Here is a 22,483-nt window from a genome sequence, read left to right on the forward strand (position 1 = left end):
GTCATTCGGAGGCCAGGATCCCCTCCACCATATTGGCGGCGATGGGGTGATAGCCGGACCGCGATTGCGCAAAGGCGGAGCGCGCGATTTCCATGCCCCAATCGCCCTGCTCCACCAGCCCGGCATAGATCGGCCGGATGAGCAGCATCCGCCCCACATTGTCGAGGAACGCGCGCATCGCCGGCACCGCCGGTTCGTAACGGTTGGCGATGGCCAGTTCGAACCACGCCGATTGCACATAGGCATTGCCGCTGTTCGAAAGGTTCAAAGCCTCATCGAGCTCGGCAAGGCGAGCGGCATCCTGTGTGCGGTCGATCCCGCGCAGGAAGCGCAGCCATTGCTGCGTCGCCCAGCCTTCGGTGTCGACCGCGGAGGCCGGCCCGCCCGCGTTGAATGCGGCAAGCTGCGCATCGACGGCTTTCAATGTTTCCGATTCGGGATGCAGCGCATTGTCGGGAAGGCCGGGCCCGTAGATCCAGTCCTCGACCCCGATGGCCGCGAATTCCGCGTCGGTCAAAAGATTGGCGCGCATGTCCGCGATCAATCCCGCGCTCGTCTGCGGCTGAAACGCGAAGCGGTCGAAATAGGACCGCAGCCAGGCGTCGAAACGGTCACGCCCCACCGCCTTTTCCACGGTGCGCAGGAAGGTGCTGCCCTTGAAATAATCGAGCTGCCCGGCGGTTTCGCCCGGTTCGCCATGCAGGCGGGTCGAGGGCGCATCCATGCCGCCCGCATCCTCGATATCCGCGATCATCGCGCCCCAGTCGAGATCGGCATACATCGCCGCCCGTTCCGCACCATAGAGCGATTCCATGATGCGGTTTTCGAAATAGGTGGTGAACCCTTCGTTGAGCCAGCTGTCGCGCCAGCTCGCATTGGTGACCAGATTGCCCGACCAGCTATGCGCCAGCTCGTGCGCGACGACATCGGTATTCGACCGGTCGCCGGTCAGCAGCGTCGGCGTCAGGAACGTCATCACCGGGTTTTCCATGCCCCCATAGGGGAAGGACGGCGGCAGCAGCAGCATGTCGTACCGGCCCCAGCGATACGGCCCGTAAAGATCCTCCGCCGCGTCGATCATCGCCTCGACATCGCCGAATTCCTCGGCCGCGGCATCCACCATCGACGGCTCCGCCCACACGCCCGACCGTGGGCCGAGATCGCGATGGGTAAGATCGCCCACCGCCAGCGCGATGAGATAGGGCGGCACCGGGTTGTCCATGACAAAGCGATAGCTGGTCCAGCCATTGCCCCATTCGTGCATGTCCTCGGCCTGCCGAACGCCGCTCATCACGGGCACGAGCCCCTCTGGCACCGTGATGCGCGCGTCCCAGCTTTGCCGGATGCCGGGGCTGTCCTGCGTCGGGATCCAGCTGCGGTTGCTGATCGGCTGGCCCTGGCTGAAGAGGAACGGCTTCTCGCCGCCTGCGGTGGCCTCGGGCGGGAGCCATTGGAGCGCGCTTGCATCGGGCGCGGACACATAGTCGATCCGCACCTGCCGCGCATCGCCGATCGCGATGGTGAGCGGACGGCCCAGCGCCTCGCCCATGGCGTCGACATTCTTTGCCGCGCCGAGTTCGTAGGGCAATGCCTGCCCGTCGCCATCGGTCACGGCGCGAATCTGCAAACCCGCATCGTCGAGCACCAGCGTATCGGCATCGTCGGCGGCGGTAATGTCCAGCGTCGCGGTGCCGTAAATGCGGCGATTGTCGAAATCGGTGACGAGGTCGAGCGAGACATGGCTCACCCGCGCCTCGGCCGGTTCGGCATAGGTCCACGCATCCTGCGCCTCCGGCGTGGTCAGCACGGGGGCGGGCGCCTGCCGGTCCTGTGCATGGGCGGAAAGGGCGGGCACCATCGCGATGGCGGCGACGGAAAGGGCAAGCGTTGCTTTACGGATCATTGAATTTCCTGAAATCATGGGCGCTGCAATTAAAGCATCCCGCATGTTGAAAAGCTGAACGATAACGCCAGCGGCGCGCACGGCACGGTCAGTCCGGCGGCGTCTGCGGCTTCGATGCGTCGATGGCGCGCGATTGCGCCTTTCTGCGCCGCAGATTCGCCCGCAATTGCGCGGCGAGGCGTTCCTCTCGCGACAGCGTGGCGGCCTCCCGCGAATTTGTATCGGGCCGGGGTTCGGCTTCGGCATTTTGGCGATCGGAACCGGGAACATCGTTCATGCCCCTGTGATGGCAAGCATGCCCGCGTATCGCAAGCGCCTTGACAATGACGCGGCCGCCCGCCAATAGCGCGCCCTCGACACCGGGCGGACACAAGGCCCGGCAGTCGGTATGTGCTGCTGTAGCTCAGTGGTAGAGCGCGTCATTGGTAATGACGAGGTCGGGAGTTCAATCCTCCCCAGCAGCACCATTTCCCCCCGAATCGCAAATCGTCGGCAAAACGGCCGCCCCTTGGGAGCAGGCTGAATTGCACGTTTCGCGAATCAGGCGCGCAGATCGCTCCACTCCGGGTGCTTGCGAAAGGCCGCCTCGACATAGCTGCATTGCGGCACGATTCGGAAATTCTCCTCCTGCGCATCGGTGATCAGCGCCTCGACAAGCCTTGCGGCAACCCCCTGCCCGCCGATCGCCGGGGGGACCAGCGTGTGATCGGCGACGCGCACATCCTCCCCGCGCATCTTGTAGGTCAGGCGCCCGATCGCGTCGGCGCCTTCGACCGCGGCGTGATATTCGCCGCCATCGGGGGCCGGGTGGTGGGTAATCGTGGTATTGGCCATGGTGCAAAGCTCCTTTGCCCGATTAACCGACCGGGCGGGGCAGCGTTCCAGCTTGGCCTGTGCCGCGCCGCTCAGTCGCGCGCCCCGAACAATGCGGTCCCCACCCGCACATGCGTCGCGCCCAGCGTCACGGCCGTCTCGAAATCCGCGCTCATCCCCATGGACAGCGCATCGAGCCCGTGATCCTGTGCCAGCCTGGCCAGCAGCGCAAAGAACGGCGCCGGTTCGATCCCCTGCGGCGGGAGACACATCAACCCTGCGACCGGCACGCCTTCGTCCCGCGCCATGGCGAGAAGCGCCGGCAGGTCGGCAATCGCGCAGCCGCCCTTCTGATCCTCGTCGCCGATGTTCACCTGCACGAAACAGGGCACCTCGCGCTCCGCCTTTGCCATCGCCTTGCCCAGCGCCTTCACGAGGCTTTCCCGGTCGAGCGAATGGATCATGTCGAAAACCGCGACGGCATCGTCCGCCTTCTTCGACTGCAACTGCCCGACGAGGTGCAGTTCCACGCCATCGTATTCGCGGCGCAGCACCTCCCATTTCTCCGCCGCTTCCTGCACCCGGTTTTCGCCGAACACCCGGTGGCCTGCGTCAAGGAGCGGGCGGATCGCATCGACGGGATGCGTCTTGGACACGGCGATGAGCGTGACATCGTCCGGCTTTCGGCGGGACAGTTCGGCGGCGGCGGCGATGCGCGCTTTCGTTTCGGTGAGTGGTGTCGTCATGCCGCAATGCTATAGCGGATGGGTGACATGGCGAAACCCTTTGCAACGCGGGATACTGCCGCGCGTCTGGCTGCTGTCCGATGCGCGCAACGATGCGGCATTGGCCGACAGCCTGCGCCGCCTGCCGCGCGGCAGCGGGTTCGTGTTCCGGCACTATCATCTCGCACCCGAAGAACGTCGGCGGCGGTTCGGCGTGTTGCAGAAGCTGGCACGCACGCGGGGACATGTCGCGGCGCTGTCGGGCGATGCGGCGCTGGCGCGGGCGTGGGGGGCGGATGCGATGTACGGGCCGCCGTCGGCCCTGCGCCCGGCACAAGGCCTGCTTCGGCTGGCGACGGTGCATTCGCTGCGCGAACTGGGCATGGCGCGGCGGGCGGGCGTGGACATGGTTTTCGTGTCGACCGTGTTCGCCACCCGCTCGCATCCGGGCGGCGCAACGCTTGGTCCGGCGCGGGCGATGTTGCTGGCGCGCCGGGCGGCGATGCCGGTCGCGTTCCTGGGCGGGATGACGGCGGCGCGGGCGGGCCGGCTCGTCCCGCATGGCTGGGCCGCGATCGACGGGCTGAGCGGACAGGCCGCGGGGCGAGTTTTGCACATTCGTCGCAAGGAGGCGCCGCTTTCTTGACGCGGAGTCCCGGCGCGGCGCATAATCGCGGCGATATCGTTCGATCGTTCGTTCAATGGGGGGCCGCATGGCGACCACGGCACGGGGCGCGCCCGACTGGCGCGCGGCATGGCAGCGCAGCGTAAGCCGCACTCTGGAAATGGCAGGGGCCGCCGCGCTCTTCGCGCTCGCGCTGTTTCTGGCGCTCGCGCTGCTCAGCTATAGCCAGACCGACCCCTCGCCCAGCACGGCGGCGGGCGCCGATGTCGCCAACTGGATGGGGCAGGCCGGTGCCTTGGCCGCGGAACGGCTGCTCGTACTGTTCGGGCCGGTCGCGGCGCTGCTGCTGCCGCTGCTCTACGTGTTCGCGCGGCGGCTGTGGCAATTGGCGGACCCCGATGATGATGGCGCGCGCCCGCGCTGGTGGCGGCCGCTCGGCCTTTTGCTGCTGTCGATGGTGTTGCTGTCGGCCGTGATGGCGCTGGTGTTCGACAATCCCGTCGGCGGGCTTCCTGCGGGGATGGGCGGGATCGCTGGGCTGGGCGGCGCGATGCTGATCACCGGGGTCGCGGGGCTGGCCGGGGCGGCCTATGCGGGGTGGATCATCCTGGCGCTGGCGATTGCGGCGCTCGCGGCGGGGGTGGTCCTTGCCGGGCGGGTGTTCGCGATCGACTGGCGCGGGCTGATGACGCTGCCCGCGATGCTGCACCGCCTGCGCCCCGCGCGCGACAATGCGCCGCGCGAGGATACCGCGCCCGAACCGAAGGCCGAGCGCCGCCGCGCCGCGCCCGCCGCCCCGTCGGGCGACGATGATTTCGCCGGTGACGAGGCCGACGCCGCGCCGCGCCCGCCCCGCCGCGCGCCCGAAATCTCCGACCCCACCGCGCCGCCCAAACCCGCCGAGATACGCACCCGGCCGAGCCAGGGCGATTTCTTCAACAGCAATTTCGCGCTCCCCAGCCCCGAACTCCTCGCCGAACCGCCGGAGCATAGCGCGCCAAAGCTCGACAAGATGGCGTTGGAGCGCAACGCCCGCCTGCTCGAAAACGTGCTCGACGATTTCAAGGTGAAGGGCGAGATCACCGCCGTGCGCACCGGCCCCGTCGTCACCATGTACGAGCTGGAACCCGCCCCCGGCGTGAAGGCCGCGCGCGTCATCGGCCTCGCCGACGACATCGCCCGGAACATGAGCGCGATTTCCGCCCGCGTGTCGCCCATTCCGGGCAAGACCGTCATGGGGATCGAGCTTCCCAATGCGGACCGGCAGATGGTCGCCTTTCGCGAATTGATCACCAGCGCCGCCTTTGCCGACCATTCGGGCATGCTGCCGATCATTCTGGGCAAGGATATCGCGGGCGAACCCATCGTCGCCGACCTCGCCGCGATGCCGCATCTTCTGGTCGCGGGCACGACCGGTTCTGGCAAGTCGGTGGGGCTGAACTGCATCCTGCTCTCGCTGCTCTATCGCCTGACGCCCGCCGAATGCCGGCTCATCCTGATCGATCCGAAGGTGCTGGAGCTCAAAAGCTACGACGATATTCCGCATCTTTTGTCGCCCGTCGTCACCGAGCCTGCCAAATCGGTCCGCGCCCTGAAATGGGCGGTGGAGGAGATGGAGCGCCGGTATCGCATGATGAGCAGCATCGGCGCGCGCAACCTCACCAGCTTCAACGAACGGGTGAAGGCCGCCGCCGCCAAGGGCAAGCCGCTCGGCCGCAGGGTGCAGACCGGCTTCGACCCCGAAACGGGCGAGGAACTGTTCGAGGAAGAGCAGCTCGATTACGAGGTGCTGCCGCAGATCGTGCTGATCGTGGACGAGCTTGCCGATCTCATGATCACGGTGGGCAAGGAGATCGAGGTGCTGATCCAGCGCCTGTCCCAGAAATCGCGCGCGGCGGGCATCCATCTCATCATGGCGACGCAGCGCCCCTCGGTCGACGTCATCACCGGCGTGATCAAGGCGAACATGCCGACCCGCATCTCGTTCCACGTCACCAGCCGCATCGACAGCCGCACGATCCTCGGCGATCAGGGCGCGGAACAGCTGCTCGGCAAGGGCGACATGCTGTACAAGGCGAGCTCCAAACCGCTGACCCGTGTGCACGGCCCGTTCGTATCGGACGAGGAGGTCGAGGCGGTCGCCGATCATTGGCGCGCGCAGGGGGCGCCGGAATATGTCGATTCGGTCACCGAGGAGCCGGAGGACGGCGGCGGATTCAGCTTCGACGATCTCGACGGGGCGGCGGACAATCCCGACGACCGCAAATACATGCAGGTGTGCCAGATGGTGTTCGAGGCCCAGAAAGTCTCCGCCAGCTGGATCCAGCGGCAGATGGGCGTCGGCTACAACACCGCGTCCAAATGGGTCGAGCGGATGGAGAAGGACGGCCTGGTCGGGCCGGCGAACCATGTCGGCCGCCGCGAAATCTACCGCGACAAGGACGGGCAGGTGCTTTAACCGCCCGCCCCGTCCGGGACCGGATAGGCGCGCATCCGCTTGATCCGGCGGATGGAGAAGCTCGACCGCATCGACGACACGCCCGGCAGGCGTGACAGGCATTCGCGGTGGATCCGGTCGTATTGGGAAAGATCGGCCGCCGCCACGCGCAGCTGGTAATCATGCGCGCCGCTCATCAGATGGCATTCGAGAATATCGTCGAAATCGCCCACGGCCGTCTCGAACCGGTCCATCGTCTCGCGGCTCTGGCTGACCAGCGTGATTTCGACGAACGCCTCGATCGCGAGGCCGAGCGCGTGCGGATTCACCCGCGCGATATAGCCCGCGATCAACCCCCTCGATTCGAGCGCACGGATCCGCCGGTGACATGCCGAGGCGGAGAGGCCGAGCGTTTCGGCAAGCTGCGCGATGGGCCGCGATGAATCGCGTTGCAGCGCTTCGATCAAGGCAACATCGTGGCGGTCCATGCATGATCTTCCCGTATTTTGTATTCCGAACGGGAATTATTCCCACTTCATGCCGTGTAGCAAGGCGAAATAGGCGAAACATTACGCCCCATGCCGCGTATGATGGCCGGACAGGACAATTCATCGACAGGACACCCTCCATGCGCATCGGCACCCCCCGCGAAATCAAGAACCACGAATATCGCGTCGGCCTGACGCCCGAGAGCGTGCACGAACTCGTCACCGCGGGCCACGAGGTTTGGGTCGAAACAGGGGCGGGCAACGGCATTGGCGCGGACGACCGCCAATATGTCGATGCGGGCGCAAAGATCGTGGACGGACCGGATCCGATCTTCGCCGAATGCGACATGGTGGTGAAGGTCAAGGAACCGCAGGCGGAAGAACGCGCAAAGCTGCACGGCGACCAGATTCTTTATACCTATCTGCACCTCGCGCCCGACGCGGCGCAGACCGCCGATCTGGTCAAGTCGGGCGTGACCGCCATCGCCTATGAAACCGTGACGGGGCCGAACGGACAGCTCCCCCTGCTCAAACCCATGAGCCAGGTCGCCGGCCGCATGTCGATCCAGGCCGGCGCCACCGCGCTTGAAAAGCGGCACGGCGGGCGCGGCACGCTGCTCGGCGGGGTGCCGGGCGTTATGCCGGGGAAGGTCGCGGTAATCGGCGGCGGGGTCGTCGGCTTCAACGCGGCGCAGATGGCGGTCGGCCTTGGCGCCGACGTCACCATCCTCGACCGCAGCCCGGAGCAGCTCGAACGGCTGGGCAATCATTTCGAAAGCCGGGCCAAGACCCGTTTTTCGAACAAGGCGAACCTGTTCGAATCGGTGTGCGAGGCGGATCTCGTCATCGGCGCCGTGCTGATCCCCGGCGCGGCGGCGCCCAAGCTTGTCACGCGCGACATGCTGTCGTCGATGAAGACGGGCGCGGTGCTCGTCGACGTCGCCATCGACCAGGGCGGCTGTTTCGAAACCAGCCATGCCACCACCCATGACGACCCGACCTATATCGTGGACGGCATCGTGCATTACTGCGTCGCGAACATGCCCGGCGCGGTCGCCCGGACCAGCACCTATGCGCTGAACAACGTGACGCTGCCCCATGCGCTCGCCATCGCGCGGGACGGGTGGAAAGCCGCGGCAAAGGCCGATCCGCATCTCGCGCAGGGTATTAACGTCCATAATGGACATGTTACCTATCGCGCCGTGGCCGAAGAACTGGGATACGAATATTTGCCGGTTTCACAGGCTATCGGCTGATCCCCCGCTAACGGTCTTTTCGGGGAATGCGTTAACTCGAAGGCTGTAAATTTGTCCTATACGCCCGTCCGATGTCGATTCGGCTGATATTCGTTCTCTCTGCGTTTCTCGCTGCGGTAACCGGCGGGATCGGCGTCGTGGGTCTCGCGCTGGCGCATCCGCTCCCGGTGGATTCGGTGAGGGCTTCGTGTTTTGCATTCGGTCCGGTCGATGCCGGGGCGGCCAGTCCCGGCGTAGGCAGTCCCGATGGGGGCGGTCCCGGCACGGCCCGTACCAACGGGGGCGAATGGCTATGCGAACCCGTCGGTCACGGGTCGGTCACCGGGCCGGTCCGGATATTGTTCGATTCGGACGACCTCGCCGCCGCGGCGCATGCCACCCATTTCGTCAGCCACGTCGCCCGTTTCGATACGCTGTCGATGGCGGTGCGGCACGGCGATAGGACGAAGGAGGTTGCGCGCTACACGCTCGATGATATCGACATGTTCGTGAACGGGCCGAATTTTGCCCTTCCGCTGCCCGATCTGCGCGGCGCGGACGCCTTGATCGTGACGGTCACCAAACCGTGGAACCGGGCCATCGCATCCGACGCGATGCTGGAACAGGCGCAAAACGACGGCGCGATGTCGCTCGGCCGGGGCCGTGGGTCCATGCTGCTGATGGCGTTTCTGTGCGGGCTGATGCTCGTGCCGCTGATCTACAATCTCGCGTTCTACCGCGTGCTGCGTAAGACCTTCATCATCTGGCACAGTGCCGCCGTCATCAGCATGCTGATCTACATCAAGATCGCGAGCGGGCTCGGCAATTATCTCCTCACGCCCAATATCCATGTGCTGTTGTTCCTCTACCCGTTCAGCTTCCTGACCGCCGCGTTTCTCGGCACGCAATTCACGGTCCGCTTTCTGGAGCCCGGCATGCTCGGCCCCGGCATGCGCCGCGCGCTCGTCGTCACGGGGTGGACCACGTTTGCCGTGCTGGGCACGATCCTGCTGCCGCTGCCCATGTTCCGCACCTTTTCGCTCACCATGTTCAGCGCGGGGTTCCTCCCCCTCACCTTCGTTTACGTCGCCGCCATGATGCAGGCGCGCCGCCGCGGTTCGCGCGCGGTGTGGTTTCAGATCATCGGCTGGACCCCGTTGCTGCTGCTCGGCCTCGAACGCATCGCCAAGGGCGTCGGCCTTTCCGAAAGCCCGCCATGGGTCGGGCAGCTGTTTTTCCTGACCCTCGCGTTCGAGGTGCTGATGACGTCGCTGGGCGTGGTCGATCGTTTCGACATCCTGCGCCGCGATCACGACCAGGCCCGCTCCCGGCTCGAAATGCTGTCCGGCCTCGTCGACCGCGATGCGCTCACCGGGATCTTCAACCGCCGCGCGCTGGAGCAGAAATTCGCCGAACTCAGGGCCGAGGGATTTACCGGCCTCGCGGTGCTGGACCTCGATTTCTTCAAGCAGGTCAATGACCGCTTCGGCCATTCCGCCGGCGATCGCGTCCTGCAGGAAGTCGCCAAGGTGTTGAGCAGCGACGACGAGGCCCTTCCCTTCCGCATGGGGGGCGAGGAATTCGTCCTGCTCGTGCGGGGCAATGCGATGCAGGAACGCTGCGAACGCATCCGCAGCGCCATTCCCATCCGCGTCGCCAATCAGATGCCCGGCATCGACCTCGTCGTCACCGCGAGCATGGGACTGGTCGATACGCCGCCGGGCACGAGGACGAGCATGCGGCAGCTCTACGCCCACGCCGACCGGCTTTTGTACGAAGCGAAGAACAGCGGTCGCGACCGGATGATCAGCGAACGCATGCAATTCTTCTCGGCGCCCGGCCGCACGGCGGATCGCCGCAATCCGCAGACAAGTCGCGGGCGCCGCGCGGAGGACAACGGCCCGACCGGCGCCTAATCCGCCGTCAGCACCCGGTCCGCGAGCGTGGCCGGCACGCGCATGGGGCGGCGCGTTTCGCGGTCCAGCATGGCCCAGGTCGAGCGCGCCGACACGATGGGCCGCGCCCGTCCGCCTGCGGCATCGTCGTCCGCCTCGCGCCGGAATGCCACCATGCGATCGAACCGCGCACCGGCGGGGCGATCCGGCACCCAGGTTTCGGCGATGACGCTCTCCCCTTGTGCAATATTGCCGCGATAGTCGATCTCGTGCCGCGTCACGAGCCAGATCGCCGCCGCGTTCTCCTCCGCCGTGGCGATTTCGTGCCAGTGCGCGCCCGCGATGTCCTGCACCCATTGCAGCCACACGGCATTGTTCACATGGCCCATGATGTCGATATGTTCGGCCCGCGCGGTAAAGCGCATGGTAAAACGGCTCATAGATCCACCCCGACCAGCGTCCATCCCAGCCCATCCCGCGCAAAGATCAGCGCCGGCGCACCCTGCGTTGCCGCCCCGGTCACGCGAAATTCGTCGAGACCGCGGCGAAGAATGCGCAGGTTGGGCGCTTCCGCCTCGCGGCCATCGCCGCCGCGCTCTGGACGCATCGCGACCGGGCCGGCGCGCCCTTCGCGCAGGAGCCGGGCAACACCCTCCGGCGTGACCAGCCGGTCCACCACCGGCCCCGCCGCCACGCCGGCGATCCTTGCGCCCAGCCGTTCGAGCGGCGATCCCCCACGTGCATCGATCTCTTCATCGAGCTCGCTTACGAGCGAGCCGCGCAGCGCGGCGAAATCGACCTGCTCCTCCAACGCGGCGGCATCGCCGTCGCGCGCGGCCTGCTCCAGCCGGTACAGCGCATAGCGGGGCGAGGCATAGTACCAGCCGCCCAGCAGCACCCCCGCGACCAACAGCAAGGCGAGAAGTTTTCGCATCACGCCGCCTTCGTCATGCCCATCTGCCACAGGATGAAGGCGAATTCCTCCGCCACCTCGCGCAGCGAATCGAACCGGCCCGACTTGCCGCCGTGCCCCGCGCCCATGTTGACCTTGAGCAGGAGTTCATTGTCATCCGTCTTGCGGTCGCGCAGGCGGGCGACCCATTTCGCCGGCTCCCAGTATGTCACGCGCGGGTCGTTCAGCCCGGCGGTGACGAGCATCGGCGGGTAATTCTGTGCCGTGACATTGTCATAGGGGCTGTAGCTGCGGATGAGTTCGAAGGCGGCCTTGTCCTCGATCGGGTTGCCCCATTCGGGCCACTCGCCGGGCGTGAGCGGCAGGGACGCATCGAGCATGGTGTTGAGTACGTCGACGAATGGCACATGCGCCACCACCGCGCCCCAGATGTCGGGATCGGTGTTGACGACGGCGCCCATGAGCTCGCCGCCCGCCGACCCGCCCGATGCGGTCACCCGGCCCTTGCGCGTATAGCCGAGGTCGATCAGCCCGTTCGCCGCATCGACGAAATCGGTAAACGCATTGGTCCGCCGCTCCAGCTTTCCATCGAGATACCAGCGCCGGCCCAGATCGTCGCCGCCGCGAATATGCGCGATGGCATAGATGAAGCCGCGATCGACGAGGCTGAGCCGCGTGGTCGAAAAACCGGGCGGGATCGCGATGCCATAGGCACCATAGCCATAGAGATGCAGCGGGGCCGAACCGTCCTTCGGCGTATCGGCTCGCATCACGAGCGAAACGGGAACCTCCGTCCCGTCACGCGCGGTGATCGTCACGCGTTCGGTGCGATATTGCGAGGGATCGTAGCCCGACGGGATCTCCTGCACCTTCAACACCTCCAGCCGGCGGTCGGCCAGGTGATAATCATAGGCGGTGCCCGGCGTGACCATCGAATTATACGACAGGCGGAGCGTATCGACGGCATATTCGGGATTGTTGCCGAGGCTGGCGACGAAGCTGGCCTCGGGAAAGGCGATGGGCCGCACATCCGCCGGATCGTCGTAGGAGCGGATCTCGATCTGGTCGAGACCGTCGCGGCGCCCCTCGATCACATAGAAATCGCGGAACAGTTCAAAACCGGTCAGGTAGAAATCGTCCGACCCCTCGATCCGCGTGGTCCATGCGGCCGGACCGGACAGCGGCGCGGTGGCGAGGCGGAAATTTTCGTGGGTGTCGTTGGTGTGGATGAAAATCGTGTCGCCGCGCATGTCGACATCATATTCGACGCCTTTCTCCCGCGCGCGGATCAGCACGGGTTCGGCCTCCGGATCGTCGGCGGGCACGATCCACGCCTCGCTCGTTTCATGATCGCTCGTCGCAATGATCAGCCATTCCTCGGTGGCGGAAAGGCCCGAACCGACGCGAAACCCCTCGTCATCCTCGTGGAACAGCTCGGTATCCTCCGCGACCGGCCGGCCCAGCCAATGGAGCCGCGCATTGTCCGTGCGCCAGTTTTCATTGGCCAGCGAATAGACGATGCCACTGTCGCCCTTCACCCAGACCAGCGACCCCAGCGTGCCGGGAATGACATCGGGCAGATCGGCGCCGGTGGAAAGATCGCGGAACCGCGCCTCATAGCGTTCCGACCCGTCGGTATCGGTCGCATAGGCGAGCATCGTGCCGTCCGCGCTCACCGAAAAGGCGCCGAGGCTGAAATATTCGTGCCCCTCGGCCAGGGCCGCCTCGTCGAGGATGAGCTGCTTGCCCTCCTCGCCATCGCGGCCGCCAGCGGCGGGCTTGCGCCACCATTGCTTGTATTCCGCGCCGTCGAGATATTCGATCCAGTAGTACCACTCGCCATCCTTCTGCGGGACGGAGGCGTCGGCTTCCTTGATCCGGGCGCGCATCTCCCTGAACAGATCCTCGACCAGCGTTTCATGCGGTTTCATGCGCGTTTCGAACCAGCGGTTCTCTTCGTTGAGATGCGCGAGGATGTCCGCGTTCTCCACCTTGGGATAGCCGGCATCGCGCAGCCAGGCATATTCATCGGTGATCGCGATGCCGTGATGGGTCGTGCGATCGTCCTGTTTCCGGGCGATGGGGGGCTGCGTCGCGGGGGTCGTGTCGGTCAAGAAAATGCCTTTCCAATGGCGGTATCCGGCCCAGTGCGACGTTCATACGCACAGGCGGCGTGCCGACTGCGCTTTAAAGCGCGGGCCGGCGTGTCTATGTTGGGCATCTATGGTCGCGCCCCTGCCCCTGCAAGCGCGCCCGCCGATTAAACCGCCGATTGAACTTCGGCCCGATATTCCGACTGCAAGGTAACGCCCATGTTGATGCACACCCACGAAGCCCGCCTCTCCGCCCTGCGCGAGGAATTGAAACGCCGCGATCTCGACGGCTTCGTCGTGCCGATCAGCGATGAGCACATGAGCGAATATGTCGGCGATTATGCCCAGCGGCTCGCTTGGCTCACCGGGTTCGGCGGAAGCGCGGGCAGCGCCATCGTGCTGCGCGACAAGGCCGCGATGTTCGTTGACGGGCGCTATACGCTCCAGGTGCGCGAACAGGTCGATGGCAAGTTCTGGGACTATGAAAACGTGCCGGCGACCAGCCACGGGCAATGGCTGGCGAAGAATGTCGCGAAGGGTGCGCGCATCGGCTTCGATCCCTGGCTGCATGCGCGCGGCTGGGTTGTCGATACGCAAAAGGCTCTGGAGACGGTCGGCGCCGAGCTCGTCCCGCTCGACAGCAATCCGATCGACGCGGTGTGGCAGGACCGGCCCGAACCGTCCCCGGCCAAGGCACAGCCCTACGCCAACGACCTTGCCGGCGAGACCAGCGCGAACAAGCGCGAGGCCGTCGCCCGCTGGCTGAAGGAAAACCGCTGCGATGCCGCGGTGATCGGCGCGCTCGATTCCATTGCATGGCTGCTCAACATACGCGGCGCGGATGTCAGCCACACGCCGGTCGCGCTGTCCTATGTCATCGTCGCCGACGACGGGACCGCGCAATGGTTCGTCGCGCCCGAAAAGGTCGATGGTGACCTGCGCGAACATCTCGGCAATCAGGTCACGCTGCGCGGCCGCGACGAGATCGAGGCCGGGCTCAACGAGCTTGGCGGCAAGCGTGTCGCGGTCGATCCCGACAGCGGGGTCGCGGCAATTTATGACGTGCTGGAGATTGCCGGCGCCACGCCCGTCACGCTCACCGATCCGATCATGCTGCCCAAGGCGATCAAGAACGCCGCCGAGGTGAAGGGCCACCGCGAGGCGCAGGCCCGCGATACGCGGGCGGTGTCCCGCTTCCTCAAATGGCTCGACGAAGAGGCGCCAAAGGGCGACATCGACGAGCTTGCCGCGGTGGACAGGCTCTATAACGAACGCGCGCAGAGCGGCGACCTGCGCGATACCAGCTTCGACACCATATCGGGCGCCGGGCCGAACGGCGCCAGCCCGCATTACCGCGTGAATGCGGAGAGCAACCGCAAGCTGGAGCCGAACAGCGTCTATCTCGTCGACAGCGGCGGGCAATATCCGGGCGGCACCACCGACATCACCCGCACCATCTGGGTCGGGCCGGACGCCCCGCATGAGGAGGTGCGCGACCGTTTCACCCGCGTGCTGAAAGGGCATATCGCCATCGACACCGCGCTGTTTCCGCAAGGCACCACGGGCGGCCAGCTCGACGGGTTCGCGCGGCAATATCTGTGGCAGGCGGGCGTCGATTACGCGCATGGCACCGGCCACGGCGTCGGCAGCTATCTCGGCGTGCACGAAGGGCCGCAGCGCATTGCAAAGCCCGGCGGCGGGCAGGCCGGCACGGCGCAGGAACTGCATGCCGGCATGATCCTCTCGAACGAGCCGGGCTATTACAAGGCGGGCGAATACGGCATCCGGATCGAGAACCTGATCCTGACGGTGAAAAAGGACGTGCCCGGCGCCGAACTCGACGTGTTGGGGTTCGAGACGCTGACCTTCGTGCCGATCGACCGGCGGCTCATAGATGTCGCCATGCTGACCGAGGCGGAGCGGCAATGGGTGGACGATTACCATGCCCGCACGCTGGAAATCGCGAAATCGGTGATGGACGATGCGGGCGATCTGGCTTGGGTCGCGGCGCAATGCGCGCCTCTGGAGGGGTGACCGGGCGACGGTCCTTGCGCGCAGATGAACGCGGGCCGGCCCCTGATACCCGTTGCGACAATTCTTACCGCTTCTGGCATAATCCTGCGACAGGCGGGCCGCTATAAGGGTTTCACGAAGTCGCGGACGGCGCATCATTCGGGTTTTCCCCTGATGTCCCCTCCCCCAAGGCCCGATGCGCTGGCCGCGGCTTCACCCTTTTTGCAAGTGGATGGACCGACCATGAAAAAGACCGTTCTTGCCGCGGGTATCGCCGTCATCGGCCTTGGCACCGTGGCCGTCGCCGCCCCCGATATCGCCCGCGCCGCGCCGCAGGACCGCGACCGTCCCGCGATGGAACCCATGACGCTCGCCACGGCGGAGGCGCGTGCGCTCGCCCTGTTCGACCGGATGGACCGCAATGGCGACGGCACGATCGACGCCGCCGACCGGCAGGCCCGCCAGGACGCCATGTTCGACCGGCTCGACACCGACAATGACGGGCAGATCAGCCGCACCGAATTCGCCGCACGCGGCCAGCGCGAAGAGCGCGGACCGATGGCGCATCGCGGCGCCGGCAGGGGTCTGGGCATGATGAAAATGGCCGATGCCGATGGCGACGATGCGATCACCCGCGCCGAAATGCGCGCCGCGGCAAAGAGCCATTTCACCCGCATGGATGCGAATGGCGACGGCACCGTCACCGCAGCGGAGCGAAAGGCCGCCCGTGACGCGATGCGCGCCATGCACCGGCAGCGGAGCGGCGATGCAGGCTGACGCAAAACATCCCGCATACCGATCCGGGCGCGGCGGCTGATGGCCGACGCGCCCGAAACCGTGCCCGACCGGATCCTCGTCGTCGATGACGAGGAGGCGTTGCGCACGCCGCTTTGCCAATACCTGACCAAGCAGGGTTTCGCCGTGCGGCAGGCCGAAAGCGCCGCCGCCGCGCGTACCATGCTGAAATCCGAGGCGGCCGATCTCGTCCTGCTCGACATCATGATGCCGGGGGAGGACGGGCTTTCGCTCACCCGCCATCTCGTCGAGACGCAGCGCGTGCCGGTCATCCTCCTCACCGCGCGGGGGGAGGCGACCGATCGCATCGTGGGCCTCGAAATCGGGGCCGACGATTACGTGGTGAAACCGTTCGAGCCGCGCGAGCTCGTCGCGCGCATCCGCTCGGTCCTGCGCCGGGCGAGCCGGGCGGAGACACCGGCGGGAACCGAGGCGGATTATTGTTTCGAGGGGTGGCGGCTCGATCCGCTCAAGCGGCGGCTGCTCGATCCCGAAGGGGCGGTGGTGGCGATTTCCTCGGCCGAATTCCGCCTGCTCAAGGCGTTTTGCGACCGCCCGCGACAGGTGATCGACCGCGATCGCCTGCTCGACATGGTGCAGGGGCGCGAGGCGCATCTGTTCGACCGCGCCGTCGACAATGCCATCAGCCGCCTGCGCCGCAAGATCGAAATCGACCGCTCCGATCCGCAGCTCATCCTGACCGTGCGGGGCGGCGGCTACATGCTGGCCGCCGACGTAACGCGCGCGGCATCCGGCTGAACGCTTGCGCCGCCGGCTGTCCATCCTGTCGCGCCGGATATTGCCGCGCAGCCTGCAGGGGCAGATGCTGCTCGCGGTCGCGCTCGCGCTGCTTTTGGGTCAGGCGATCAGTGCGGTCATCATCTACCGCGCGGAGGTTGCGCGGGCCGACAATTCGATCGCTCACACGCTGGCCTTCCGCCTGATCGGGGCGCAGGCGTTCGACGCGCGCGTCGGGCGCCGCGATGCGATGCACGGCATGCGGGGCAGAGGCGGGCGCCGCTCCATGGGGCTCGTTTCGGCCAATGTTTCGCCGCGCACGTCGCAGGACCGCATGCGCGGCAATCTGCAGGAGCGCCTCGCGCAGGTGCTGAGCGAGCAGGGCATTGCCTTTACCGCGCTCGATGTCTTCGAACGTCCGCTCGCCGACGACCCCCCGGCGCAGAATTTCCTTCGCCGCCGGTTCGGCGCCTCCCCGCCGCCCGACCGGTCGCAGGTGATCGTCGCCGCGATGCGCCCCGCAGGTGCCAGCCACTGGATCGTGGCGCGCGATCTTCCGCCTGCGCGCACCGGGCGTTTCGTGCGCCTGCTGCTGTTACAGACGGTGCTGACCTATATCGTGCTGGTCGGCGCGATCGCATTGCTGCTGCGCCGGATTACCGGACCGTTGAAGGCGTTGACGGGCAGGGTCGAGGATTTTTCGCGCGACCCCGCGATGTCGGCCGACGCGCGGGTGCAGCCCGCCGGCCCGACCGACACGCGCCGGCTGATCATCGCGCATAACCGGATGGAGCAGCGGATCGGCGCGCTTCTCGATGAAAAGAACGTGATGCTGGGCGCGATCGGCCACGATCTGAAGACGCCGCTCGCCGCGCTGCGCGTCCGCATCGAATCGGTGGAGGACGAGGACGAGCGCGCCCGCATGGCCGCCACGATCGAGGATATCGTGCGCACGCTTGACGACATCCTGTCGCTCGCCCGGGTGGGGCGGCCGTCCGACCCGCTCGAAACGACGGAATTGTCCGCCCTCGTCGTATCGGTCGTGGAAGAGTTCGAGGACATGGGCGACCCGGTCGAGCTGGGCGAGACGCAGCGTATCGTGCTCCCGCTGCGCGCGACATGGCTGCGCCGGGCGCTGCGCAATCTGATCGGGAATGCGGTGCGCTATGCCGGCGGCGCCGACGTGTCGGTGGAACGGCGCGGCAATCGCGCCATCGTGCGCGTCATGGACCGGGGACCGGGCATTCCCGACGGCCAGATTTCCGCGATGATGGAGCCGTTCGCGCGGGGTGATCCGTCGCGCAATCGCGGCACCGGCGGCGCGGGCCTCGGCCTGACGCTGGCCCGCGCGATCGCGGAGCAGCACGGGGGCACGCTCATCCTCGCCAACCGCGACGCGGATGATGGCGGGGCGACGGGTTTGTGCGCGGAATTGTCGCTGCCGGTGTAGGCCGCGAGCGCTTCGCCCTTGCCGCCCGCAGCGACAGCCGCCATGCAGGGGCGGCATGAGCGAAGCTTTCATCCTTCTCGACGATGCGCGTCCGCTGGCGGAAAATCCCGCTCCGGCGCGGCTCTATCGCGGGCCGCGGACGACGTTCGTCGCGCGGCGCGGGGACGAGGTCGCACCGGCGCTTGCCGCCGCGCGCGAGGCGCTTGCCGCCGGGCACCATGTCGCAGGCCAGATCGCCTACGATGCCGGGCTCGCGCTCGAACCGCGGCTGGCGCCGCTTACCCGCGCAGGTGATGCGCCGCTTGTTTGGCTCGCTTCGTTTGAGGGCTGCGACACGATTTCTGCGGGCGACGTGCCGCAATGGCTGGCGGCGCGCATTGCGGAAAACGAATTGCCGCCGACGCATCTCTCGCCGCTTCGCCCTACGTGCAAATTCGACGAATACGCCCGCCGTTTCGCCGCGCTGCGCGACGCGATCGAGGCCGGCGATATCTATCAGGCGAATCTGACCTTTCCGCTGTCGGGGCGCTGGCGCGGCGATCCGCTCGCTATCTATGCCGCGATCCGGGGGCGCGCGGCGGCGGGGCACGGCGGCATCGTGTTCGACGGCACCGACTGGACGCTGTCCTTCTCGCCCGAGCTGTTCTTTGCGGTCATCGACGGCACCGTCACGATGAAACCGATGAAGGGCACCCGCCCGCGCGGCGCCACACCGGTGGAGGACAGCGCGCTCGCCGATGCACTTTTCCAAAGCGGAAAGGACCGGGCCGAAAACCTGATGATCACCGACCTGATGCGCAACGACATCAGCCGCGTCGCCGTGCCGGGCAGCGTGCGGGTCGCCGCCCCCTTCGCCATAGAAACCTACCCGACCGTGCATCAGATGGTGACGACGATCACCGCGGACCTGGCGCCGGGCCGCGATGCCGGCGACGTGTTGCGCGCGCTCATGCCCTGCGGCTCGATCACCGGCGCGCCGAAGATCCGCGCGATGGAGCTGATCCACCGGGAGGAGGACGCGGCGCGGGGCGTGTATTGCGGGGCCGTCGGGCGGCTCGACCCCGATGGCGATGCCGCGTTCAACGTGGCGATCCGCACCTTGCGCCTCGATTCCGGCGGCGATGCGATATTGGGCGTGGGCTCGGCGATTACCGCGGGGTCCGACGCGCGGGCCGAATGGGACGAATGCCTGGTGAAGGGGCGTTTCGCGTCGGCGGATCTGGCGCCTTTCCACCTGATCGAGACGATGCATTTCGATCCGCTGATCGGTGTGCCGATGGTCGAACGCCATCTCGAACGGTTGAAGCAGAGTGCGCATGCGCTCGGCTTTGCCTGCGACCGCCATGCCATTCGCAACGACATTCAGGCGTTCTGCTTTACCCACCGCGAACCGGCGCGTTTGCGCGTGATGCTGGCGCAGGACGGATCCTGGACGCTGGAGGGGGGCGCCATGCCCGACCCGCTGACGCAGCCGGTGCCCTGCATGCCCCACGACTTGCCGGTGGAGGCGGATGACTGGCGCCTGTCGTACAAGACCAGCCTGCGCGATTTCTACGATGCGGCGCGGTTCGCGGCGGCGGGTCTCGGCGCGGAGGAGGCGGTCCTCGTCCGGCATGACGGGCGCGTGACCGAGGGGAGCTTCACCAATATCTTTGTTGAAAGCGATGGTGCATGGCTGACCCCGCCTGCATCGCTCGGGCTTTTGCCGGGGGTCATGCGGCAGAAACTGCTCGACGAAGGGGTGGCACGGGAGGCGGAATTGACGCTCGACGATCTGAAGCACGGTTTTCACATTGGCAACGCCCTTCGCGGCATGATGCGGGCGCGGTTGATATGACGCAGGCGCAGGGTTCGGCGGACCGGATCTCCGCCGCATTGGCGCGCATCGCCCCGTCACAGACCACCGCGATGACCGACCGCGCCACCGCAATGCGGTCCGAGGGGCGCGACATCGTGTCGCTCTCCGTGGGGGAGCCCGATTTCGCTACCCCGGCCCATGTGGTGGAGGCGGTGAAGGATGCGCTGGATCAAGGCGCCACCAAATATACGCCGGTCGGCGGCACCGCGGCGATGAAGCGGGCCGCCGCGCTGCATTTCACGCGCGATCTCGGCATTGCCGCGACGCCCGCCGACGTCACGGTGAGCGCGGGCGGGAAACAGGCGATCTTCCACGCGCTGCTCGCCACGATCGATCCGGGTGACGAGGTGCTCATTCCCGCGCCATGGTGGGTGAGCTATCCCGAAATCGCGCGGTTCGCGGGCGCAAATGTGGTGCCGTTGCCGACCACCGCCGCGGACGGTTTCCGCATTTCGGCAGAGCAGCTTGCGAACGCGATCACGCCGGCGACACGCTGGCTCCTGCTCAACAGCCCCGGCAATCCGACGGGCGCGGTGTACACGGCGGACGATCTTCGCGCGCTGGCCGACGTGCTGGACCGGCACGCGCGTATCATGGTGATGAGCGACGATATTTACGCGCCGCTGCGCTATGGCGATACGCCGCATGCGGCGCTCGCGGCGCTGCGCCCCGATCTGGCGGACCGCATCCTCACCGTGTCGGGCGTGTCGAAAAGCCACGCGATGACCGGCTTTCGCATCGGCGTCGCGACCGGGCCGGGCTGGCTGATCCGTGCGATGGAACGGCTCCAGTCGCACAGCAGCGGCAATCCCTGCTCGATCAGCCAGGCCGGCGCCGTCGCCGCATTCGAAGGGCCGCAGGATTTCCTGTCCGACTGGCGCGCGATTTTCCGGGCGCGGCGCGACCGGGTGGTGGAGGCGATCAATGCGATTCCCGGCCTGTCGACCCCGGTGCCGGACGGAGCGTTTTACTGCTTCGTCGATGCCGCGCCGCTCATCGGCGAGGGTTGCGCCGATGACAATGCGCTGGCGTTGCACATGCTCGAACATGGGGTCGCGGTGGTGGCGGCCTCGGCATTTGGCGGGGCGCATTGCGGGATACAGGGGTTCCGGGTCAGCTTCGCCGCCGACGATGACAGCCTCACAGAGGCGCTCACCCGCATGGAAAGGGCCGTGGCCGCATTATGACCGACATTCCCATCCTGTTTGAGGATGCCGAGGCGCTGATCATCGACAAGCCGGCGGGGCTGCCGGTGGACCGGCCGCGCAATGGCGCGCCCTCGCTCGCGGACCGGCTCGGCGCGCTGACGCTGGGCTTCGCGCGGGAACCGGTGCCGGTGCACAGGCTCGACACCGATACGTCGGGCTGCCTGCTGCTCGCCCGCAATCCCAAGGCGCTGAAACGGCTGTCCCGCGCGTTCGAGGAACGGATCGTGGAGAAGACCTATCTCGGCATCGTGAGCACCGAACTGGCCGAGGCGGAGGGCGAGATCGCCCTGTCGCTGAGCAAGGTCAGCAGCGAGAAGGACGGCTGGCGCATGATCGCGGCGAAGAAGGGGAAGCCCGCGCTGACCCGGTGGCGCCGGATCGCGGTGCGCGACGGGCTGAGCCTGGTCGAGTTCCGGCCCGAGACCGGCCGCACCCATCAGATCCGCATCCACGCACAACACGGGCTGGGCGCGGCATTGCTCGGCGATCCGGTCTATGGACGGCCGGACGCCCGCGCGCGCCGCACGATGCTGCATGCCGCCGCGCTGTCCGTGCCGCGCGATAACAAGCCCGCCATCGCGGCACGCGCGCCCTTCCCGCGCGCCTTCGCGGATCTTGGCTTTGACGATCCGGGACCGCCCCCCCGCGACGAGGCGCGGCGAGAGGCCGAGTGACCGGCGGATCGATCATCGACCGCGCCCACGCTTTGGCCGAGGAACGCTTCGTCACGGCGTCGGGGCCGGGCGGGCAGAACGTGAACAAGGTCGCGACCGCGGTGCAGTTGCGGGTCAACATCTATGCGCTCGGCCTGCCGCCGCCGATCTTTCACCGGTTGAAGCAATTGGCGGGAAGCCGTCTGACGCAGTCGGGCGACCTGCTCATCGATGCGCGCCGTCACCGCACGCAGGACGCCAACCGCAGCGATGCGCGCCAGAGGCTGACCGATTTGCTCGAAGAGGCACGCCGGCAGCCCAAGACGCGCGCGAAGACCCGCGTGAACCGCATCGGCAAGGTGCAGCGATTGAAGAAGAAGAAGGAACGCGGAGCGGTCAAGGAGAAACGCGGGCGCGTCACCGGCTGGGACTAGTCCGGCGCGTCGAGGCCGGTTTCATCGGCCGAGGCGGGGTCGGCGGGCGGGGCATCCTGCGTTTCGTCGGCGGGCAGCATCGCCGCCGCATCGGCGAGGAACGCGGCCTCGTCCTGCGGCGGGGCGGGATCGGGGGTGGTGTCCTGCCCGCCGCACGATGCCAGCATCGCGGCGATCGTCACGGCGGGCAGGATGCGTCGCATGGCG

At 67.0% G+C, this 22,483-nt stretch carries 21 protein-coding genes and 1 tRNA gene; 13 read left to right on the forward strand and 9 right to left on the reverse strand.

The window, feature by feature from the left end; genetic code table 11:
* Position 1: 1 nt before the first annotated feature.
* Together K4G67_RS03755 and K4G67_RS03760 are read right to left on the reverse strand one after the other, a co-directional pair.
* A complete protein-coding gene (locus tag K4G67_RS03755) occupies positions 2 to 1,903 on the reverse strand; it encodes a M1 family metallopeptidase (RefSeq protein WP_239805036.1) in 1,902 nt (633 codons plus the stop codon).
* An 88-nt stretch (positions 1,904 to 1,991) separates the two neighbouring features.
* Positions 1,992 to 2,180: a hypothetical protein gene (locus tag K4G67_RS03760; protein WP_239805037.1), complete on the reverse strand. Its 189-nt coding sequence runs from the start codon at positions 2,178 to 2,180 to the stop codon at positions 1,992 to 1,994.
* Between the two features lie 115 nt (positions 2,181 to 2,295).
* On the opposite strand from K4G67_RS03760, the gene K4G67_RS03765 reads away from it, so the two are divergent.
* A tRNA-Thr gene (locus tag K4G67_RS03765) sits at positions 2,296 to 2,370 on the forward strand.
* A 73-nt stretch (positions 2,371 to 2,443) separates the two neighbouring features.
* On the opposite strand, the gene K4G67_RS03770 is transcribed toward K4G67_RS03765, so the two are convergent.
* Both K4G67_RS03770 and K4G67_RS03775 read right to left on the reverse strand, forming a co-directional pair.
* A complete protein-coding gene (locus K4G67_RS03770) occupies positions 2,444 to 2,737 on the reverse strand; it encodes a GNAT family N-acetyltransferase (RefSeq protein WP_239805038.1) in 294 nt (97 codons plus the stop codon).
* 71 nt (positions 2,738 to 2,808) lie between these two features.
* Positions 2,809 to 3,462 (reverse strand): YggS family pyridoxal phosphate-dependent enzyme, encoded by a 654-nt coding sequence (locus tag K4G67_RS03775; RefSeq protein ID WP_239805039.1) that lies wholly within the window; start codon positions 3,460 to 3,462, stop codon positions 2,809 to 2,811.
* A gap of 40 nt (positions 3,463 to 3,502) precedes the next feature.
* Here K4G67_RS03775 and K4G67_RS03780 point away from each other — a divergent pair, with 40 nt between their 5' ends.
* Together K4G67_RS03780 and K4G67_RS03785 are read left to right on the forward strand one after the other, a co-directional pair.
* On the forward strand, positions 3,503 to 4,087 hold the full coding sequence (locus tag K4G67_RS03780; RefSeq protein WP_338026388.1) for a thiamine phosphate synthase: 585 nt from the start codon (positions 3,503 to 3,505) through the stop codon (positions 4,085 to 4,087).
* 67 nt (positions 4,088 to 4,154) lie between these two features.
* Positions 4,155 to 6,524, forward strand: a complete 2,370-nt coding sequence (locus K4G67_RS03785; protein WP_239805041.1) for a DNA translocase FtsK — start codon at positions 4,155 to 4,157, stop codon at positions 6,522 to 6,524.
* On the opposite strand, the gene K4G67_RS03790 is transcribed toward K4G67_RS03785, so the two are convergent.
* Complete coding sequence (locus K4G67_RS03790) at positions 6,521 to 6,991, reverse strand: Lrp/AsnC family transcriptional regulator (protein WP_239805042.1); 471 nt, start codon at positions 6,989 to 6,991, stop codon at positions 6,521 to 6,523. The genes K4G67_RS03785 and K4G67_RS03790 overlap by 4 nt on opposite strands.
* Before the next feature lie 140 nt (positions 6,992 to 7,131).
* On the opposite strand from K4G67_RS03790, the gene ald reads away from it, so the two are divergent.
* A complete protein-coding gene (ald, locus tag K4G67_RS03795) occupies positions 7,132 to 8,247 on the forward strand; it encodes an alanine dehydrogenase (protein WP_239805043.1) in 1,116 nt (371 codons plus the stop codon).
* 71 nt (positions 8,248 to 8,318) lie between these two features.
* Positions 8,319 to 10,142 carry a GGDEF domain-containing protein gene (locus tag K4G67_RS03800; protein WP_239805044.1) on the forward strand — a complete coding sequence of 608 codons (1,824 nt, stop codon included), beginning with the start codon at positions 8,319 to 8,321 and terminating at the stop codon, positions 10,140 to 10,142.
* Here K4G67_RS03800 and K4G67_RS03805 read toward each other — a convergent pair.
* The 3 genes from K4G67_RS03805 to K4G67_RS03815 are packed head-to-tail and all read right to left on the reverse strand — an operon-like array spanning position 10,139 to position 13,148.
* Positions 10,139 to 10,561: an acyl-CoA thioesterase gene (locus K4G67_RS03805; protein ID WP_239805045.1), complete on the reverse strand. Its 423-nt coding sequence runs from the start codon at positions 10,559 to 10,561 to the stop codon at positions 10,139 to 10,141. The two genes, K4G67_RS03800 and K4G67_RS03805, sit on opposite strands and share 4 nt — an antisense overlap.
* The gene (locus tag K4G67_RS03810; protein ID WP_239805046.1) at positions 10,558 to 11,055 is read right to left on the reverse strand and encodes a DUF2939 domain-containing protein; all 498 of its coding nucleotides are present in this window, start codon (positions 11,053 to 11,055) and stop codon (positions 10,558 to 10,560) included. The genes K4G67_RS03805 and K4G67_RS03810 overlap by 4 nt, the downstream gene beginning before the upstream one ends.
* Positions 11,055 to 13,148: a S9 family peptidase gene (locus tag K4G67_RS03815; RefSeq protein ID WP_239805047.1), complete on the reverse strand. Its 2,094-nt coding sequence runs from the start codon at positions 13,146 to 13,148 to the stop codon at positions 11,055 to 11,057. Before K4G67_RS03815 ends, K4G67_RS03810 begins: the two co-directional genes overlap by 1 nt.
* A gap of 198 nt (positions 13,149 to 13,346) precedes the next feature.
* Here K4G67_RS03815 and K4G67_RS03820 point away from each other — a divergent pair, with 198 nt between their 5' ends.
* The 8 genes from K4G67_RS03820 to arfB all read left to right on the forward strand — a co-directional run bounded on the left by K4G67_RS03820 (position 13,347) and on the right by arfB (position 22,276).
* Positions 13,347 to 15,161, forward strand: coding sequence for an aminopeptidase P family protein (locus tag K4G67_RS03820; protein ID WP_239805048.1), 1,815 nt, complete (start codon positions 13,347 to 13,349; stop codon positions 15,159 to 15,161).
* Between the two features lie 222 nt (positions 15,162 to 15,383).
* Positions 15,384 to 15,917, forward strand: a complete 534-nt coding sequence (locus tag K4G67_RS03825; protein ID WP_239805049.1) for an EF-hand domain-containing protein — start codon at positions 15,384 to 15,386, stop codon at positions 15,915 to 15,917.
* Positions 15,918 to 15,956: 39 nt separating this feature from the next.
* Complete coding sequence (locus K4G67_RS03830; RefSeq protein ID WP_239805050.1) at positions 15,957 to 16,694, forward strand: response regulator; 738 nt, start codon at positions 15,957 to 15,959, stop codon at positions 16,692 to 16,694.
* 4 nt (positions 16,695 to 16,698) lie between these two features.
* The gene (locus K4G67_RS03835; RefSeq protein ID WP_239805051.1) at positions 16,699 to 18,123 is read left to right on the forward strand and encodes a sensor histidine kinase; all 1,425 of its coding nucleotides are present in this window, start codon (positions 16,699 to 16,701) and stop codon (positions 18,121 to 18,123) included.
* Positions 18,124 to 18,178: 55 nt separating this feature from the next.
* Positions 18,179 to 19,960 (forward strand): aminodeoxychorismate synthase component I, encoded by a 1,782-nt coding sequence (gene pabB / locus K4G67_RS03840; RefSeq protein WP_239805052.1) that lies wholly within the window; start codon positions 18,179 to 18,181, stop codon positions 19,958 to 19,960.
* On the forward strand, positions 19,957 to 21,168 hold the full coding sequence (locus K4G67_RS03845) for a pyridoxal phosphate-dependent aminotransferase (RefSeq protein ID WP_239805053.1): 1,212 nt from the start codon (positions 19,957 to 19,959) through the stop codon (positions 21,166 to 21,168). The genes pabB and K4G67_RS03845 overlap by 4 nt, the downstream gene beginning before the upstream one ends.
* Positions 21,165 to 21,863 carry an RluA family pseudouridine synthase gene (locus tag K4G67_RS03850; RefSeq protein ID WP_239805054.1) on the forward strand — a complete coding sequence of 233 codons (699 nt, stop codon included), beginning with the start codon at positions 21,165 to 21,167 and terminating at the stop codon, positions 21,861 to 21,863. Before K4G67_RS03845 ends, K4G67_RS03850 begins: the two co-directional genes overlap by 4 nt.
* Entirely contained in the window at positions 21,860 to 22,276 is a 417-nt protein-coding gene (arfB, locus tag K4G67_RS03855) for an alternative ribosome rescue aminoacyl-tRNA hydrolase ArfB (protein WP_202082746.1), read from the forward strand. Before K4G67_RS03850 ends, arfB begins: the two co-directional genes overlap by 4 nt.
* On the opposite strand, the gene K4G67_RS03860 is transcribed toward arfB, so the two are convergent.
* A complete protein-coding gene (locus tag K4G67_RS03860) occupies positions 22,273 to 22,479 on the reverse strand; it encodes a hypothetical protein (RefSeq protein ID WP_239805055.1) in 207 nt (68 codons plus the stop codon). The two genes, arfB and K4G67_RS03860, sit on opposite strands and share 4 nt — an antisense overlap.
* Positions 22,480 to 22,483 lie beyond the last annotated feature (4 nt).

The organism is Croceicoccus hydrothermalis, from assembly GCF_022378335.1.
Classification (GTDB): domain Bacteria; phylum Pseudomonadota; class Alphaproteobacteria; order Sphingomonadales; family Sphingomonadaceae; genus Croceicoccus; species Croceicoccus hydrothermalis.